The sequence below is a fragment of the Sphingomonas sp. genome (genome assembly GCF_042096255.1).
In the GTDB taxonomy this organism is placed as follows: Bacteria; Pseudomonadota; Alphaproteobacteria; order Sphingomonadales; family Sphingomonadaceae; genus Sphingomonas.
The window spans coordinates 1-14,994 of record NZ_JBELLZ010000024.1 but is presented as its reverse complement, the minus strand read 5'-3'; the positions used below and the strand labels follow the sequence as shown (position 1 = coordinate 14,994).

Genomic DNA, 14,994 nt, shown 5'->3' with positions numbered 1-14,994 from the left:
ATCCGGCCCTAGTTGATCATCGTCAGGCCACCCTTGAGGGTCAACATGCCGCTGCCCTTCACGGTGGTGAGCGGGGATTTTGTCTCGACCATCGCCTGTCCCTCGATCGTGATCATCGGCCCCTTGATCGTGACGCCGGTCTGGTCGATCTTGATCGAGGACTGGCCGACGATCAGTTCGATAGACGTGTTCGCAGTCAGCTTCGACGTGATGCCGACCTCAGTGGTGCAATTCTGTCCGATCTCGGTTTTGCGATTGCTGCCCACCTTCAATTTGCCGTCGTTGCCGATCTCCACCGTGTCGTCGTGCGTCACCTCGTGCGTGCGGTCGTTGCCGACCCTGACGGTCTCGTCCTTGCCCACGGTCTCGTCGCGGCAGTGGCCTATCTTCAGCGTCTGGTCGTGCGCGACATGGTGAGTCTCGTCATATTGGACGCGCGTGTTCATGTCGCGCATCGCGTGGAGGAAAACCTCCTCGTGCCCGCCCTTGTCCTCGAACCGAAGCTCGTTCGCGCCGACATTCTCGACGTCCAGGGCTTCGGCATCGGTATAGGCGGCGGGCGATCCGTAGCGCTTGGTGCGCCACAAAGCGCGAGTCTTGTTGGCGGGTAGGTCGTAGATCGGGCGGTGGTCCTCGTTGAACACCCGACCTACCACGATCGGGCGATCGGGGTCTCCGCCCAGGAAGCCGACCAGCACCTCATGGCCGACACGCGGGAGGATGATGTTGCCCAGCCCCCCGGTCTGCGAGACGCGCATCCAGCAGGTGGTCTTCTCGCCGGACGTGCCGGCGCGGTCCCAGTGGAAGCGCACCTTCACCCGGCCATATTCGTCGGTGTAGATCTCTTCCCCGTCCGGACCGGTGACGATTGCGGACTCGAAACCGTGGACCAGCGGGCGGGGCGTCACGCGCGGGGCGTGGAATGGCGTGTCCGCCGGGATCGCCTCGAACCGCACCGTATACGGCACCTCCTGCGCCTCGGCCTCGCCGATGCTGCGATATCGCTCGGCAGCGATGGCGTGGTGCGTGGCGATGACGAGATACTCCGCGTTCATCCGGTCTACCGCATGGGCAGCGACCACCACCTTCGTACCGCAGGCGAGGCCGCTCGCTTGGGTGTCGCCCGAGAAAACGCGGCGCTGGGCGCGGCCCTGTGCCAGCATGTGGCGACTGCGATCGCGCCCGAAGCCTTCCTCGTCGCCGCGGTCCATCGCGTCGATCATGTAATTGCCCGGATAGTGGAACAGCTCGCGCTCGTCGCCCGGGTGCTGGCCCTCATCGGAGGCATCCGCGGAGAGTGGCGCGCGCGGGGACCGGAAATCCCAGTCTCGGATCGTGACCTTCGCGTTCGCGCTGGTGCTGACCCGCTCGTTAAGGTTGCTCAGATAATATTCGCCGCGGCTGTTCCGGGCGGGCGAATCAGGTGCGAACACGGTGGCGGCGTTGGGATTGTAGGCGAGGCGGCCGGGGGTACCGCTGCGGTGCGCGGAGGGCGCGTCGCAGAGCACCATGACGTGCTTGTCCGCCTCGTGCCGGTAGAAATAATAGAGGCCTTCCTCCTCCATCAGCCGGGACACGAAGGCGAAATCGCTCTCCTGATACTGGACGCAATAGACGCGGGTGGCGAGCGTTCGGGTCAGCTGGAAGTCGGTGTCCGAGATGCCATTGTCCTTGAACACCTGCTTGATGATCTCGACCGCGGACTGGTCCTGGAAGATCGCCATCGCGCGGTTCTGGTCAAGGAAGCAGGTCCAGGGCGCCAGCGACAGGCGATAGCGGTGCATGTGCAGCGTTGCGCGCGACTGGCCGCGATATTCGCTCGCGACGACGATGCCGTGGAAGTGGCGCAGCACCTCGCCATCTTCGTCGTGCACCGCAAGAGCGCACGGCTTGCCGAGATGCGGCCTGAGGTCGATCTCCAGTGCGGTGAGGACATCGACGGTGATGGCGAAAGGCGTGGCCAGCGCCTCGCGGCATTCGATCCGCTCGAGGAGGACATCGTCGTCCCCGAGGTCGATCGTCATGGTCGTCTGTCTCGTCTGGTCAGACACGCCGACCTCCCCGCTAAACCAAGTTCGCGCGGCCCGATTTATATTGTGCAGCCCGGGATAGCCGCTCCCGCGAATTTCGCAACGGCGCGACGCGCGCGGGCATCCGGGCACAAGCGCTTGTCGGCCGGCGCAAAGCCGCGTATGAGATTGGCACAGCACAAAAGACAACGGGTCGCATAGCAAGCCTTCTGTTTCGGGGGATTGAGATGCGTATTGGCTTGGTGCGGTGCTCTGTCGCCGCGCTGGCTGCGATTGCCGGATCCGCCGCGGCCCAGACCGCGGAGCCGAGTGTCGCCGCCTATTTGTGCACCTTCGCCGGAAAATGCGGCGATGCCGAGGAAGCGGTGGTGACGCGTGAGGCGCCGGCCACCAAGGGGTTCCGGATCGCGCGAGCCCGTCCTCAGACGGAGATCTCCGCAACGACATCGGCCGGTGCGGTGCGCAGCGCCCCGCGCGCGATGGCCGCCGCACGTACGCCGCGCAGCATCGCCGCGCGCCCGGCCAGCTATGCGCCGACGGCGCGGATCACCCCTGCCGCAGGTGCGGCGCGACCGCGTGCGGATCTGATGATCTCCTTCGATCTCGGCTCCGATCGCATGACGCCAGCAGGTACCGCGAAGGCGCGCGTCTTTGCCAAGTCGCTGCTGCTGCCCGAACTCACCGCCAAGCGCTTCCTCATCGAAGGACACACCGACTCGCTCGGCAGCGCCGAAAGCAACCGGGAACTGTCGCGCCGTCGCGCCGATGCGGTGGCGGACTTCCTCGTGGTGCAGGGGGTCGGGCGCGATCGGCTGGAGGTGCGTGGGCTCGGATCGGACGCGCCGCTGAGCGGGCATCGCGCGAGCGATCCGATCAACCGCCGTGTCGAGGCCGAGCTGATCTCGTGATGCGTCCGTGGGCGCGGAAGCGCGACGGAGCCAAGGCGAAGGGCATGACCATGCGGACCCCGACACGGATCTCAGGCGCGGCGCTGCTGCTGGTCGCAGCGGGCGCGTCCGGCCAGTCGGCCAGGCAGCCGACCGTGGACGAATATATCTGCACCTTCTCCGATGCGTGCGAGGCCGTCACGCCAGGTGCGCCCAGCGCGGGCGAGGCGACGATGGAGGCGCCGGGGAGCAAGGGGTTCCGAGTGGCACGCAGCCCCGGAGCAAAGGCGCGGAGCGAGACGTCGCGCGCCTCCGCGCCGGCCCGCGCGCACGGCAGGCCGCGGCGCAGCGACCTGCGGATCGGCTTCGCGCTCGGCTCCGACCGGATGACGGCGGACGGGATCGGCAAGGCGCGGGTGTTCGCGGCGGCGCTGTCCAGGCCCGAGCTGAGCGGCAAGCGCTTCCGCATCGGCGGGCATACCGATTCGTCCGGCAATGCGGACGCAAACCGCGCCCTGTCGCAGCGGCGCGCCGAGGCGGTGGCGGCGTTCCTGGTCGACCAGGGCGTGCAGCGATCGCGGCTGGAGGTGCGCGGTTTCGGCGCGGACGCTCCGCTCGCCGGCCGCGCCGCCAGCGACCCACGCAATCGCCGGGTCGAGGCCGAACTCATCTCGTGAGCCGCGCCAGCGCCTCGATGCCGGAACGGACGCGATGGACGTAGCAACCTTGCTCGCCCCAGCACCGGGGGACGCACCGGCCGGTCCAGACCTGGCCGATGATCCCGTGCGTCAGGAGATCGAGCTGGCGTTCGAGGACGAGGCCGCCACCGTTGACTGGCGGCATGTGATTTCGCTGATCGAGGACCAGTCGATCCGCACCAAGGACGTCTGGCTCGCGGTCTATCTGGCACGTGCGGGCGCGTTGAGCGGCAAGCTGAACGTGGTGGTCACCGGCACCCAGATGTTGGCCGGTCTGTTCGAAACCTATTGGGACACGCTGCATCCCAAGCTGGAGGATTACGGCTTTCAAGGGCGCAAGGGCCCTTGCGAGTCGCTGGCGCGGATCGGCCCGTTCCTCGGTCCGCTGCGCCGCATTCCCCTGGTCGATCATCCCCGGCTGGGGACCTACAGCGGCGTCGATCTCCAGCGCTTCGAGCAGGAGGGCGATGCTGCCGAGGGGTTCGGCATGTTTCGCCATGCGGTCCGCGAAACCGAGACGGAGGCGTTGCAGGCGGCGATCGATGCGCTGGATGCGGTGCGGGAGGCGTTGCGCCGGGTGGATGCGGTGCTCACCACGCGCGCCGAAGGAGACACGGGCACCGACTTCAAACCGGCCTATGAAGCGATCGAGGGCATCCGCCGCGCGCTGGCGCCCTATGCCGGGCTGTCGCCGGTTGAGGCGGATGCAGCGCCCACCGACGTGGCGATGGTCGCGGACGCGCCGGCTGGCCCGGCGCTGAGCGGCCGGGTCAACTCGCGCGAAGACGTGGTCAAGGCGATCGATGCGATCGCCGAATATTACCAGAAAAGGGAGCCGGCGAGCCCGGTTCCGATCGCGCTCAGGCGGGTGCGATCCTGGGTGACGATGGATTTCATGGCGATCCTGAAAGACATCGCGCCGAACAGCGTTTCGGAGGCGGGAACGGTGTTGTTGCAGCGACAGGAAGAGGGTTCCGGCTGGTAAGTCAACGGATTGGTGCAGGGCAGGAGAACAGATCGTGGCGATCAAGAGCGGCCAGAAGTTCATCAAGCAGAACCGCGCCCCGCGCGTCCATATCGAATATGAGGTGGAGACCTATGGTTCCCGCCAAAAGATCGAGCTGCCGTTCGTGATGGGTGTGCTTTCCGATCTGTCGGGCAAGAGCCATATCGAGAAAAAGGAGCTGGCGAAGCGTGACTTCGTCGAGTTCGACATGGACAACTTCGACCAAAGGATGGAGGCGATCGCACCGCGCGCCGCCTTCACCGTCGACAACTCACTGGCCGGAGACGGTAGCAAGCTGGGCGTGGACCTCACCTTCTCGTCGATGAACGACTTCAACCCGGGCGAGATCGCCAAGAAGGTGCCCGCGCTCGCCAAGCTGCTGGAAGCGCGCAACCAGTTGTCGGACCTGATGACCTACATGGACGGTAAGGACGGCGCGCAGGAACTGCTGGACAAGGTGCTCAAGGACCCGGCGCTGCTCGCCGCTTTGTCGGCGAACAAGCCGGCCGAGGATGACGCCGCGACCGACGATCAGGCGCCGGCGGCGTAACGGGCACCGGGGGGAGACAAGCAAATGGCACAGGAAGCACTCCAGACCGGCGGCGTTGAGGCCGAAACGGTCCAGCTCGACGACTTCTCGGCTTTGCTCCAGAAGGAGTTCAAGCCCGCCGACGACGTGCGCAAGGGCCGCATCGAGGAGGCGGTGCACACATTGGCGCAGCAGGCGCTGCAGGACGCGGCGGTGATCGGCGAGGACGTCTACACCACCGTCGGTGCGATGAAGGCGGCGCTCGACCGCAAGCTCACCGAGCAGATGAACCTCATTCTGCACCATCCCGATTTCCAGCAGCTGGAAAGCGCCTGGCGCGGGCTGAACTACATGGTGATGAACACCTCGACCGGATCGCAGCTGAAGATCCGGGTGATGAACATGTCCAAGGAGGAATGTCGCAAGATGTTCCGCCAGTACAAGGACGCCGCCTGGGATCAGAGCCCGCTGTTCAAGAAGATCTACGAGAGCGAGTTCGGCCAGCTCGGCGGTCAGCCCTATGGCGCGTTCGTCTGCGACTATTATTTCGATCACACCGCACCCAACCTGGAGGTGATGAAGGGACTGGCGCGGATCGGTGCCGCGGCGCACGCGCCGTTCATCGCCGCCTCCGCGCCGACGCTGTTCGGGATGGAAAGCTGGACCGAGCTGTCCAACCCGCGCGATCTGGGCAAATTGTTCGACGCGCAGGAATATATGGCATGGCGCTCGTTCCGTGCCTCGGAGGACAGCCGCTATCTTGCGCTGACCATGCCCCGCTTTCTTGGCCGGCAGACCTATGGCGCCAACACCGATCCGGTGGAGGAATTCGCCTTCGAGGAGGACACCTCGGGGCTGCACGACAAGCACCTGTGGCTCAACGCGGCCTATGCGATGGGCACGCGCATCACCGATGCCTTCGCCAATTATGGCTGGTGTACGCGCATCCGCGGCGTCGAATCGGGCGGTACCGTCGAGGAACTGCCGACCGCCACCTTCCCGACCGACGATGGCGGCATCGACATGAAATGCCCCACCGAGATCGCGATCTCGGACCGGCGCGAGGCGGAGCTGTCCGCGGCGGGGATGCTGGCGCTGATCCACCGCAAGAACACCGACCAGGCGACGTTCATCGGCGGCCAGACGCTCCACAAGCCCAAGGCCTATGAGAATGCGGACGCCACCGCTAACGCGAACCTGTCGGCGCGGCTGCCGTACATCTTCGCCAGCTGCCGCTTCGCGCACTATTTGAAATGCATGGTGCGCGACTGGGTCGGCGGCACCCGCGAAGCCCCGCAGCTCCAGCGCGACCTCCAGAACTGGGTCCTGCAATATGTCGACGGCTCGCCCGACACGTCGAGCGAGGAGACCAAGGCGCGCCTGCCGCTCAAGGACGCGCAGGTGCAGGTCGTTCCCGACGAGGAGAACCCCGGTTATTACCAGGGCAAGTTCATGTTCGTACCGCACTATCAGCTGGAGGGCATGGACATCGCGCTGAGCATGGTTTCGCGCCTGCCCAAGGGCTGACCCGTTTCATCAAGATAACAAAGCAAAACGGTCGTACTCACATCAATCATACAGGAGGTTAGTATGGCAGTGGATCTTTTTTGCCTGATCGACGGCGTGAAGGGCGAGAGCCAGAAGGACGGCCACAAGGACGAGATCGACGTCTTCTCTTTTACCTTTGGGGCGTCGCAGCAGGGATCGTTTCATTTCGGCGGTGCCGGCGGGGGATCGGGCAAGGCGGAGATCACCGACCTGACGATCACCAAGATGGTCGACAAGTCCTCGCCCGAGCTGTTCAAGGCCTGCGCCAGCGGCAAGCACATCCCCTCCGTTGTGATCTATTCGCAGAAGGCCGGAGATGGTGACAAGCCGCTGACCTATTACAAGGTCAAGCTGGAGGACGTGCTGGTGTCCTCGATGCAGAACCAGGCGGCGACCTCGGGCGACGCGATCATGGAGACCGTCACCTTCAATACCGCAAAGATGACCTTCGATTATCAGGCGCAGGACAAGTCCGGCGCCAAGGCGGGCGGCCCGGTGACCGCCTTCTACGACGTCCGCGCCAACAAGGTCGGCTGAGGCGACGCCAGCAGTGGCCGATGCCGACCTGCTGCTGCGATCGGGCGACCTCGACGGTGCGCGTGCCGCGCTCGTCGAGGCCGTCCGGGCGCGGCCTTCCGACGAGCGCGCACGCATGTTCCTGTTCCAGTTGCTCGCGGTGACGGGCGAATGGGACAAGGCGAAGCGGCAACTCGCAGCGCTGGCGCAGCTGTCCGCCGAGGCGCAGATGCTCAGCGTCGCTTACAGCCAGGCAATCGATGCCGAGGCCGAGCGAGCCGCGGTGTTCGCGGGCATCGTGCGGGCGCGCCAGCATGTCGCTTCGCCCTGGGCCGAGGGCGTGATCGATGCGCTGGAGCATTTCGCCGTGGGGCGGATCGCCCAAGGGGAGGAAGCGCGCGAGGCCGCCTTTGACGCCGCGCCCGAGATGCCGGGCAGCGCCGATGGCGACGCCTTCGACTGGATTGCCGATGCCGATGCGCGCTTCGGCCCCACGTTCGAGGCGATCATCGGCGGCCGCTACGGCCTTCAGCCCTTCGACCAAATCGACCGCATCGAGAGCGAGGGGGTGCGCGATCTGCGCGACACCGTCTGGTATCCGGTGCAGATCTTTTTCCGGACAGGGCAATCCGTTGCGGCGCTGTTGCCGGCGCGCTATCCCGGCAGCGAGGCTTCGGCAAATTCGGCCGAACGACTGGCGCGGGTGACCAGCTGGATCGCTCTGCCATGGGGCGAGACCGGCGTCGGCCAGCATCTATGGTCGCTCTCCACCGGCGAGGATCGTGACCTGCTGTCGGTTCGCCGACTGACCTTCGACTGAGCCATGGCGATCCGGCATCGTCTGACTCCGACACTGTTCGACAAGCTGGTTGCCGACCTCGAGATTTCCGGCTTGCGCGACATGAGCGCCGAGACGCCCGAGGTGAGCCGCGAGAAGTTCCGCTATTATGCGGTGCCGCGGCTGGAACGGTTCAACGAGACCGCACTGCGCGCGACGATCCGGCGCGAACTCGCCTGGCTGCTTAACACCACCCATTTCGAGGCTCGGGTTGATCTTGAGCCCTATCCGCACGTCCAAACCTCCGTGCTCAACTACGGCCTGTCAGATCTCGCCGGTCGGGCGCTGACCCGGCGCGCGGTGCTGGAGCGCGCGCGAGAGATCCGCCGGGCGATCCGATTGTTCGAGCCGCGTCTCGCCGAAAAATCGCTCACCGTCGAGCCGACGCTGGACGCAGACAAGCCGCAGGCGATCAACTTCACCATCCAGGCCGACATCACCGCCGCGGCGCAGGCGATGCCGGTCAAGTTTCGCACCGAGGTCGATCCCGACACGGTGGCGGTGGACGTGAGGGAGTGATGGATCCCCGCCTGCTCGACCATTACAATCAGGAACTCGCCTATCTGCGCGAGGCGGCGCGCGAGTTCGGCGAGGAGCACGAGACGGTGGCAGGCCGGCTCGGCCTCAAGACGCCCACCGACCCCGATCCCTATGTAGAGCGACTGCTGGAGGGTGTCGCCTTCCTGGGCGCGCGCGTGCAGCTCAAGCTGGCGGACCAATATCCCGAATTCACCCAGCACCTGCTCCACGCGATCCAGCCGCATTACCTGGCGCCGATGCCGTCGATCTGCATCGCCGGCTTCGAGCCGCAGGAGGGCGACCAGGTGCTGGTCAATGGGCACAAGGTGCCGCGCGGCACGTCGCTGGTCGCAACCGCGACCGAGCAGGACAATGCTCCGGTCATCTTCCGCACCGGGCATGACGTGACGCTCTGGCCGATCCGGATAGCGGAGGTGGAGTATCTGGCGAGCCGCGCCGCCGTCGCCCCCTACGCTGCCGCGGCCGGAGCGAGGGCCGTGGCGGGGCTGCGGCTGCGGATCGTGGCGACGGCGGGGGTCGCGCTTCCCAAGGTGCTGCCGCGCGCGCTGCCGCTGTATTTCGACGGGTCGGAGGCGGTACCGGGCGAGCTCTACCGCCAGGTAGTCGGGGAGACGGTAGCGGTGATCGCGCGATCGGCCGGGTCTGCGGCGGGGCAGGGCGGCTGGACGCACCTTCCCGCGCCCGAGCAGGTCGGCTTCGCCGACGAGGAAGCGCTGTTGCCGGCGGAGCTGCGCTCGTTCCGCGGTTATCGCTTGCTCAGCGAATATTTCGCATGTCCCGAGCGCTTCCTGTTCGCATCGCTCCAGCGGCTCGACCTTGCCTTCGCGAAGGCGCCTGAAGCGTGCGACGTCGTGCTGCTGTTCTCCCGCGCCTCGACGATCCTGCCCGGCGCGATCGACACGAGCAACTTTCGCCTGTTCGCCACGCCCGCGATCAACCTGTTCGAGAAACATTGCGACCGCGTCCAGGTCCGCCGCTACGAGCACGAGTTTCAGGTGATCCCGGACCGCACCAAGCGTTACGATTTCGAGGTGTTCCGCCTTCTGGAGGTGAAGGCCTATGCGCGCGACAACCTCGACGCGCGTACGGTGGCGCCGCTCTACGCCTTCGGCGCGCTGCTCTACGACTGGCGCGAGGCCCTGTTCTACTCGTCGCAGCTGCGCCCCCGGCGGCTGTCCACGCGCGAGCAAAGGCTGCGGCGGCGCGGTGAGTATGTCGGCACCGAGACCTGGCTGAGCCTGACTGCGCCGGGCGACGCGGCCCGACTGGACGACGTGCACGAGCTTTCGGTGCGTGCGCTGGTCACCAATCGCGAGCTGCCCGAGCTGCTCACCTTCCGGGGAGACAAGCATTTCATCGCCAGCGGGGTGCCCGCGCGGAGCATCGGCGTGCTGCGCGCGCCCACCCGGCCGCGGCCGCCGCTGGGGCTAGGCGACGCCGCGTGGCGGGTGATCGCGCACCTCACGCCCAATTATGCCACCCTCGCGCCCGAGGATCATGACGATCCCGCCGCACTGCGCGACCATCTGGCGCTCTACGGCCGACAGGACGATGCGGCATTGCGCCGGCAAATCGATGGCATTCTTGCGACTCGCTCCTCCAAGGTCGCGCGGCGGGTGCCGGGGCTCGACCGCGGAGCCATCGCACGCGGCCACCGCATCCGCATTCGGCTGGACGACGGCGCCTTCGACAAGGGCCGCATGTTCCTGTTTTCCGCGGTGATCGAGCGCTTCCTGGCGGAGTTCGCCAGCATCAACGCCTTCACCGAGACGTGCTTCGACAGTGTCACCGAGGGGGAGTTCGCGCGATGGCCGCCGAGGATGGGGCGCCAGCACAGCATCTGAGCTTCCTGCGCGCGATTGCGGGGGAGGCGCGCCGCTGGGGGCTGTTCGCCGCCGGACGGGGCGTGGAATCTCGTGCCGCCGATCTGCCGCGGATCGGCCGCGCCCGCCGCCCCTCGCAGAGTGCCGTCGACCTGGCCCAAGTGCCCGCGCTGGAGTTTCCCGCGCCGACGATCGAGACGGTGGAGTTCCGCCATGGCCGCGGGCAGCTCAACGGCTTCTGGCTGGGGCTGACCGGGCCGATGGGGCCGCTGCCCACGCACCTGACCGAGTTCGCCGCCTATGAGCGGCGCTACGGCAAGCAGCGGCCGTTCGGACGCTGGCTGGACCTGATCTCCAACCGCATGCTCCAGTTGTTCTTCCGCGCCTGGGCGGAGTCGCAGCCCGCGGCGCAGGCGGACCGGCCGGAGGACGACCAGTTCGCGCGCTATCTGGCGGCACTCACCGGAGCGACCGAGGGGGTAGGCGAGGCGACCTTCCTGCCGGATGCGCGGCTGCATTATGCCGCGCTGTTCGCGTCGCGGCGCAGCGCGGTCGGGATCGAGGATGCGCTGAGCCATCTGCTGCGCCAGCCGGTGCGCGTGCTCCAATTCCAGCCGCGCTGGCGGGCGGTGGAGCGCGAGGACCAGACGCGGCTCGGGCAATCCTATGCCACATTGGGCGGCGACGCGCTGGCGGGGCGGAGTGTGCGGGTCGCCTCCGATGCGTTCCGCGTGGTGATCGCGGCCGCGACGATGCGCGACTATGAGGCGCTGCTGCCTTCCGGCTCCCGCTTCGTCATCGCGCAGGAGGCGCTCGACGCGTTCGCGCCCAGCCATCTCGAATGGGACATGGTGATCGAACTGCCCGAGCAGGAGGCGCGCGCCGCCAGACTCGATGGGCGTGCGCGACTGGGCTGGACCTCATGGGTCACACCGCGCCGAACCGATCGCATCCGCGCCGACGCGCACCTTCGCCGCCGCGCAGTGCCGCGCCGCCAGACCCAAGGGGAGTTTGCATGACCGAGATCAGCCGGGGCGCCCTGTTCGGCCGCCTCAACCCGATCGCGCTTAAGGCGATCGAGAGCGCGACGGGCTTCTGCAAGATGCGCGGCAATCCCTATGTCGAGCTGGTTCACTGGTTGCACATCCTGATCCAGGATCCGCGCAACGACCTGGCCGCGATCCGCACCGCCTTTCGGCTGGACGATGCCAAGCTGGCGCGCGACGTGGTGGCCGCATTGGACGCATTGCCGCGCGGCGCTACCAGCATCAGCGACTTCTCGCCGCAGATCGAGGAAGCGATCGAGAAGGGCTGGCTCTACGCCTCGCTCCAGTTCGGCGCTGCGCGGGTGCGCACCGGCCATTTGCTCCACGGCATGCTCAAGACCGCGACCCTGCGGAATGCGCTGTTCGCGATCAGCGGCGAATGGCGCAAGGTTCAGGTGGAGAAGCTCGCCAGCGATTTCGGCACCATCCTAGCGCCCTCAGCCGAAGTGTCGCAGGCAGCGGGCGAGCCGGTGGAGGAGGCCGCCGGTGAGCTGGGATCGGTTCCGGTCAGCGGCGAGAGCGAGGCGCTGGCCAAGTTCTCGGTGGACCTCACCGCCAGGGCCAAGGCGGGCGAGATCGACTCGATCGTCGGCCGCGACGGCGAGATCCGCCAGGTCGTCGACATCCTGCTGCGCCGCCGCCAGAACAACCCGATCCTCGTCGGCGAGGCGGGCGTCGGCAAGACCGCGGTGGTGGAGGGCTTCGCGCGCCGCATCGCCGATGGCGACGTGCCGCCCGCGCTCCAGGGCGTCACGCTGCGCAGCCTCGACATTGCCTTGATGCAGGCGGGCGCGAGCGTGAAGGGCGAGTTCGAGAAGCGCCTGCGCCAGGTGATCGACGAGGTGGAGAGCAGCCCCACCCCGATCATCCTGTTCATTGACGAGGCGCACACCCTGGTCGGCGCGGGCGGGCAGGCGGGGACGGGCGATGCCGCCAACCTGCTCAAGCCCGCGCTCGCCCGCGGCCGGCTGCGCACCATCGCCGCGACCACCTATGCCGAGTATCGCCAGTATTTCGAGAAGGACCCCGCGCTCACCCGCCGCTTCCAGACGGTCGACGTCGGCGAGCCCGAGACGCCCAAGGCCATCGCGATGATCCGCTCGGTCGCGCCGGTGATGGAGAAGCACCACAATGTCGTCGTGCTCGACGAGGCGGTGGCGTCGTCGGTCGTGTTGTCGCAGCGTTACGTCCCCGCGCGCCAGCTGCCCGACAAGGCGGTGAGCCTGCTCGACACCGCTTGCGCGCGCGTCGCGGTGTCGCAGCATGCGACGCCGGCGCAGGTGGAGGACCGTCGGCGCCGTGTCGAATTGCTCGGCGTAGAGCGCGAGATCGTCGAGCGCGAGCGGCAGGGCCAGTATCGCTCGGATGATCGGCTGGAGAAGATTGACGAGGAGCTGGCCGAGGCGCGTGCCGACCTAGAGCGGGTGGAGGCGAAATGGGCGGCGGAGAAGGCCGCGCTGGGCACGTTGGTGGAGGCGCGGGACGGTCTCTCCGCGGCACGCCGGGATGGCGCGAACGAGGCGGCGCAGAAGGACGCGCTCGATCTCGCCATCGCCGCGATGAAGGACGCGCAAGGCGACCAGCCAATGGTGTTCGGCGTGGTCGATCAGGATGCCGTCGCCGCGGTGGTCGGCGATTGGACGGGCATCCCGATCGGGCGGATGGTCAAGGACGAGATCCAGTCCGTCCTCACCATCGCCGACAAGCTCAAGGCGCGGGTGATCGGCCAGGATCATGCGATGGACGCGATCGCCAAGCGCATACAGACCAGCCGCGCCAAGCTCGACAATCCGAACAAGCCGGTCGGGGTGTTCATGCTCTGCGGCCCCTCCGGCGTCGGCAAGACCGAGACCGCGCACGCCTTGTCCGAGCTGCTGTTCAGCGGCGACGATTCGATGATCGTCATCAACATGAGCGAGTTCCAAGAGGCGCACACCGTCTCCACGCTCAAGGGCGCGCCCGCCGGCTATGTCGGCTACGGCCAGGGCGGCGTGCTGACCGAGGCGGTGCGCAGGCGGCCCTATTCGGTCGTGCTGCTCGACGAGGTTGAGAAGGCGCATCCCGACGTCCACGAGATGTTTTTCCAGGTGTTCGACAAAGGGTTCATGAACGACAGCGAGGGGCGGTTCATCGACTTCAAGAACACGCTGATCCTGCTGACCTCCAATGTCGGCACGGACCTGATCATGACGCTCTCCGAGGACGAAGAGATGAAGCCGGAGGCGGAGGCGCTGGCCGGATCGCTGCGGCCCGAGCTGCTCAAGGTATTCCCGCCCGCTTTGCTCGGACGGCTGCTGGTGCTGCCTTACTATCCGCTGTCCCCGGCGATGCTGGGCGGCATCGTCAAGCTCCAGCTCGACCGCATCGTCCGCCGCATCCGCGAGAACCATAAGATCGCGCTGACCTACGACCAAGCGGTGGTCGACCTGATCGTCTCGCGCTGCAACGAGGTGGCGAGCGGCGGCCGCATGATCGACGCGATCCTGACCAACACGATGCTCCCCGAAATGTCGGTGGCGCTGCTGGAGCGGCAGATGTCCGGCGAGGAGGTGGAGGCGATCCGCGTGGGCGTGGGCGGGGAGGGGTTCAGCTACGGCTTCGAGGGGAGGGAAGTGCCGGCGTCCGGCCTCGCGGGAAGGGACACTGATCCGGTCACCGTCGCCTCGTTTGAGGTGCCCCATCAGATATGAACTTAGGCAGACTTGGCGGGAGGACATCGTGGCGCAGATCGATTGGAAGAAGGTAACCGGGCACGGCAATAGGCATATCGGCGCGGTCGGCTTTATCGGAAACGAGGCCGTGGCGATCGTATCATATTATGATGATCGCGATGGAAATCTCGATGGAACTGTCACCTGGAAAGAAAAACTGGTTTCGAGGATCTTCCCGATCCGCATATCGGGCAGCAATCTTGCCCGTGTCGCTGTTCAAGCGGCCTATGATCCGGATTTGACGGAACGCGATCCGAGTTTAAATGCCCAAGCGGATCAGCTTTTCATGGGTTTCGCACGCCAAACGCTCGTCGACGGCGTCTATGCGTCCTACTTCGCTCGGCCGGTTGGAATGGCCGCAAGCGGCTTGGCCGCCCAAGCGACGGGCAGCGCGATCAAGCAGTTCCTAGTAAAGAAGGGCGCGGAAGCAGCCGTCAAGGCCGCATTCCAGGAAGCCATGGACTGAGAGGTCGGCGCCGCGGAATGACCCCCTACGACCTCAACGCCTATCCCACCGCGATCTTTGCGCAGACCGCGCCGGACCGGCTCGCCACCGTCGCCCGCCTCGCCGGGCTGTCGCCGCCGCCGGTCGAGACCGCGCGGGTGCTGGAGATCGGGGGCGGGGACGGGATGAACCTACTCGCGTTGGCGGTGGCTTATCCGCGCGCCGAGTTCGTCTCGTTCGATCTCGCCGCGACGGCGGTGGCGCGTGGGCGGCGGTGGCTGGCGGCGAGCGGCGTCGCCAACCTGCGGCTGGAGGTGCTCGACATCCTCGACGCGACCGAGGCGCCGGACGGGCCGTTCGACTATATCATCGCGCAT

General features: G+C 66.8%; 14 protein-coding genes. 13 read left to right on the top strand and 1 reads right to left on the bottom strand.

Going from position 1 to position 14,994, the window contains the following annotated elements; genetic code table 11:
• Positions 1–8: 8 nt before the first annotated feature.
• Positions 9–2,051: a type VI secretion system Vgr family protein gene (locus ACFDTH_RS06865; RefSeq protein WP_375286784.1), complete on the bottom strand. Its 2,043-nt coding sequence runs from the start codon at positions 2,049–2,051 to the stop codon at positions 9–11.
• Between the two features lie 221 nt (positions 2,052–2,272).
• Between ACFDTH_RS06865 and ACFDTH_RS06860 the strand changes: the two genes are divergently transcribed.
• The 13 genes from ACFDTH_RS06860 to ACFDTH_RS06800 form a co-directional block, all read left to right on the top strand.
• On the top strand, positions 2,273–2,938 hold the full coding sequence (locus ACFDTH_RS06860; protein WP_375286783.1) for an OmpA family protein: 666 nt from the start codon (positions 2,273–2,275) through the stop codon (positions 2,936–2,938).
• Between the two features lie 44 nt (positions 2,939–2,982).
• Positions 2,983–3,594 carry an OmpA family protein gene (locus ACFDTH_RS06855; protein ID WP_375286782.1) on the top strand — a complete coding sequence of 204 codons (612 nt, stop codon included), beginning with the start codon at positions 2,983–2,985 and terminating at the stop codon, positions 3,592–3,594.
• Positions 3,595–3,628: 34 nt separating this feature from the next.
• On the top strand, positions 3,629–4,600 hold the full coding sequence (locus ACFDTH_RS06850) for an ImpA family type VI secretion system protein (RefSeq protein ID WP_375286781.1): 972 nt from the start codon (positions 3,629–3,631) through the stop codon (positions 4,598–4,600).
• A 34-nt stretch (positions 4,601–4,634) separates the two neighbouring features.
• Complete coding sequence (gene tssB, locus ACFDTH_RS06845) at positions 4,635–5,171, top strand: type VI secretion system contractile sheath small subunit (protein WP_375286780.1); 537 nt, start codon at positions 4,635–4,637, stop codon at positions 5,169–5,171.
• Between the two features lie 24 nt (positions 5,172–5,195).
• On the top strand, positions 5,196–6,677 hold the full coding sequence (tssC, locus tag ACFDTH_RS06840) for a type VI secretion system contractile sheath large subunit (RefSeq protein WP_375286779.1): 1,482 nt from the start codon (positions 5,196–5,198) through the stop codon (positions 6,675–6,677).
• Positions 6,678–6,740: 63 nt separating this feature from the next.
• On the top strand, positions 6,741–7,235 hold the full coding sequence (locus ACFDTH_RS06835) for an Hcp family type VI secretion system effector (RefSeq protein WP_375286778.1): 495 nt from the start codon (positions 6,741–6,743) through the stop codon (positions 7,233–7,235).
• Positions 7,236–7,248: 13 nt separating this feature from the next.
• Positions 7,249–8,034 carry a type VI secretion system accessory protein TagJ gene (locus ACFDTH_RS06830; protein ID WP_375286777.1) on the top strand — a complete coding sequence of 262 codons (786 nt, stop codon included), beginning with the start codon at positions 7,249–7,251 and terminating at the stop codon, positions 8,032–8,034.
• Positions 8,035–8,037: 3 nt separating this feature from the next.
• Positions 8,038–8,571 (top strand): type VI secretion system baseplate subunit TssE, encoded by a 534-nt coding sequence (gene tssE / locus ACFDTH_RS06825; RefSeq protein WP_375286776.1) that lies wholly within the window; start codon positions 8,038–8,040, stop codon positions 8,569–8,571.
• Complete coding sequence (gene tssF, locus ACFDTH_RS06820) at positions 8,571–10,436, top strand: type VI secretion system baseplate subunit TssF (protein ID WP_375286775.1); 1,866 nt, start codon at positions 8,571–8,573, stop codon at positions 10,434–10,436. The genes tssE and tssF overlap by 1 nt, the downstream gene beginning before the upstream one ends.
• Entirely contained in the window at positions 10,400–11,434 is a 1,035-nt protein-coding gene (tssG, locus tag ACFDTH_RS06815; RefSeq protein ID WP_375286774.1) for a type VI secretion system baseplate subunit TssG, read from the top strand. The genes tssF and tssG overlap by 37 nt, the downstream gene beginning before the upstream one ends.
• On the top strand, positions 11,431–14,151 hold the full coding sequence (tssH, locus tag ACFDTH_RS06810) for a type VI secretion system ATPase TssH (protein ID WP_375286773.1): 2,721 nt from the start codon (positions 11,431–11,433) through the stop codon (positions 14,149–14,151). The genes tssG and tssH overlap by 4 nt, the downstream gene beginning before the upstream one ends.
• 28 nt (positions 14,152–14,179) lie before the next feature.
• On the top strand, positions 14,180–14,638 hold the full coding sequence (locus ACFDTH_RS06805; protein WP_375286772.1) for a hypothetical protein: 459 nt from the start codon (positions 14,180–14,182) through the stop codon (positions 14,636–14,638).
• Between the two features lie 17 nt (positions 14,639–14,655).
• The coding region (locus ACFDTH_RS06800) for a class I SAM-dependent methyltransferase (RefSeq protein WP_375286771.1) at positions 14,656–14,994 on the top strand (339 nt) is incomplete at its 3' end.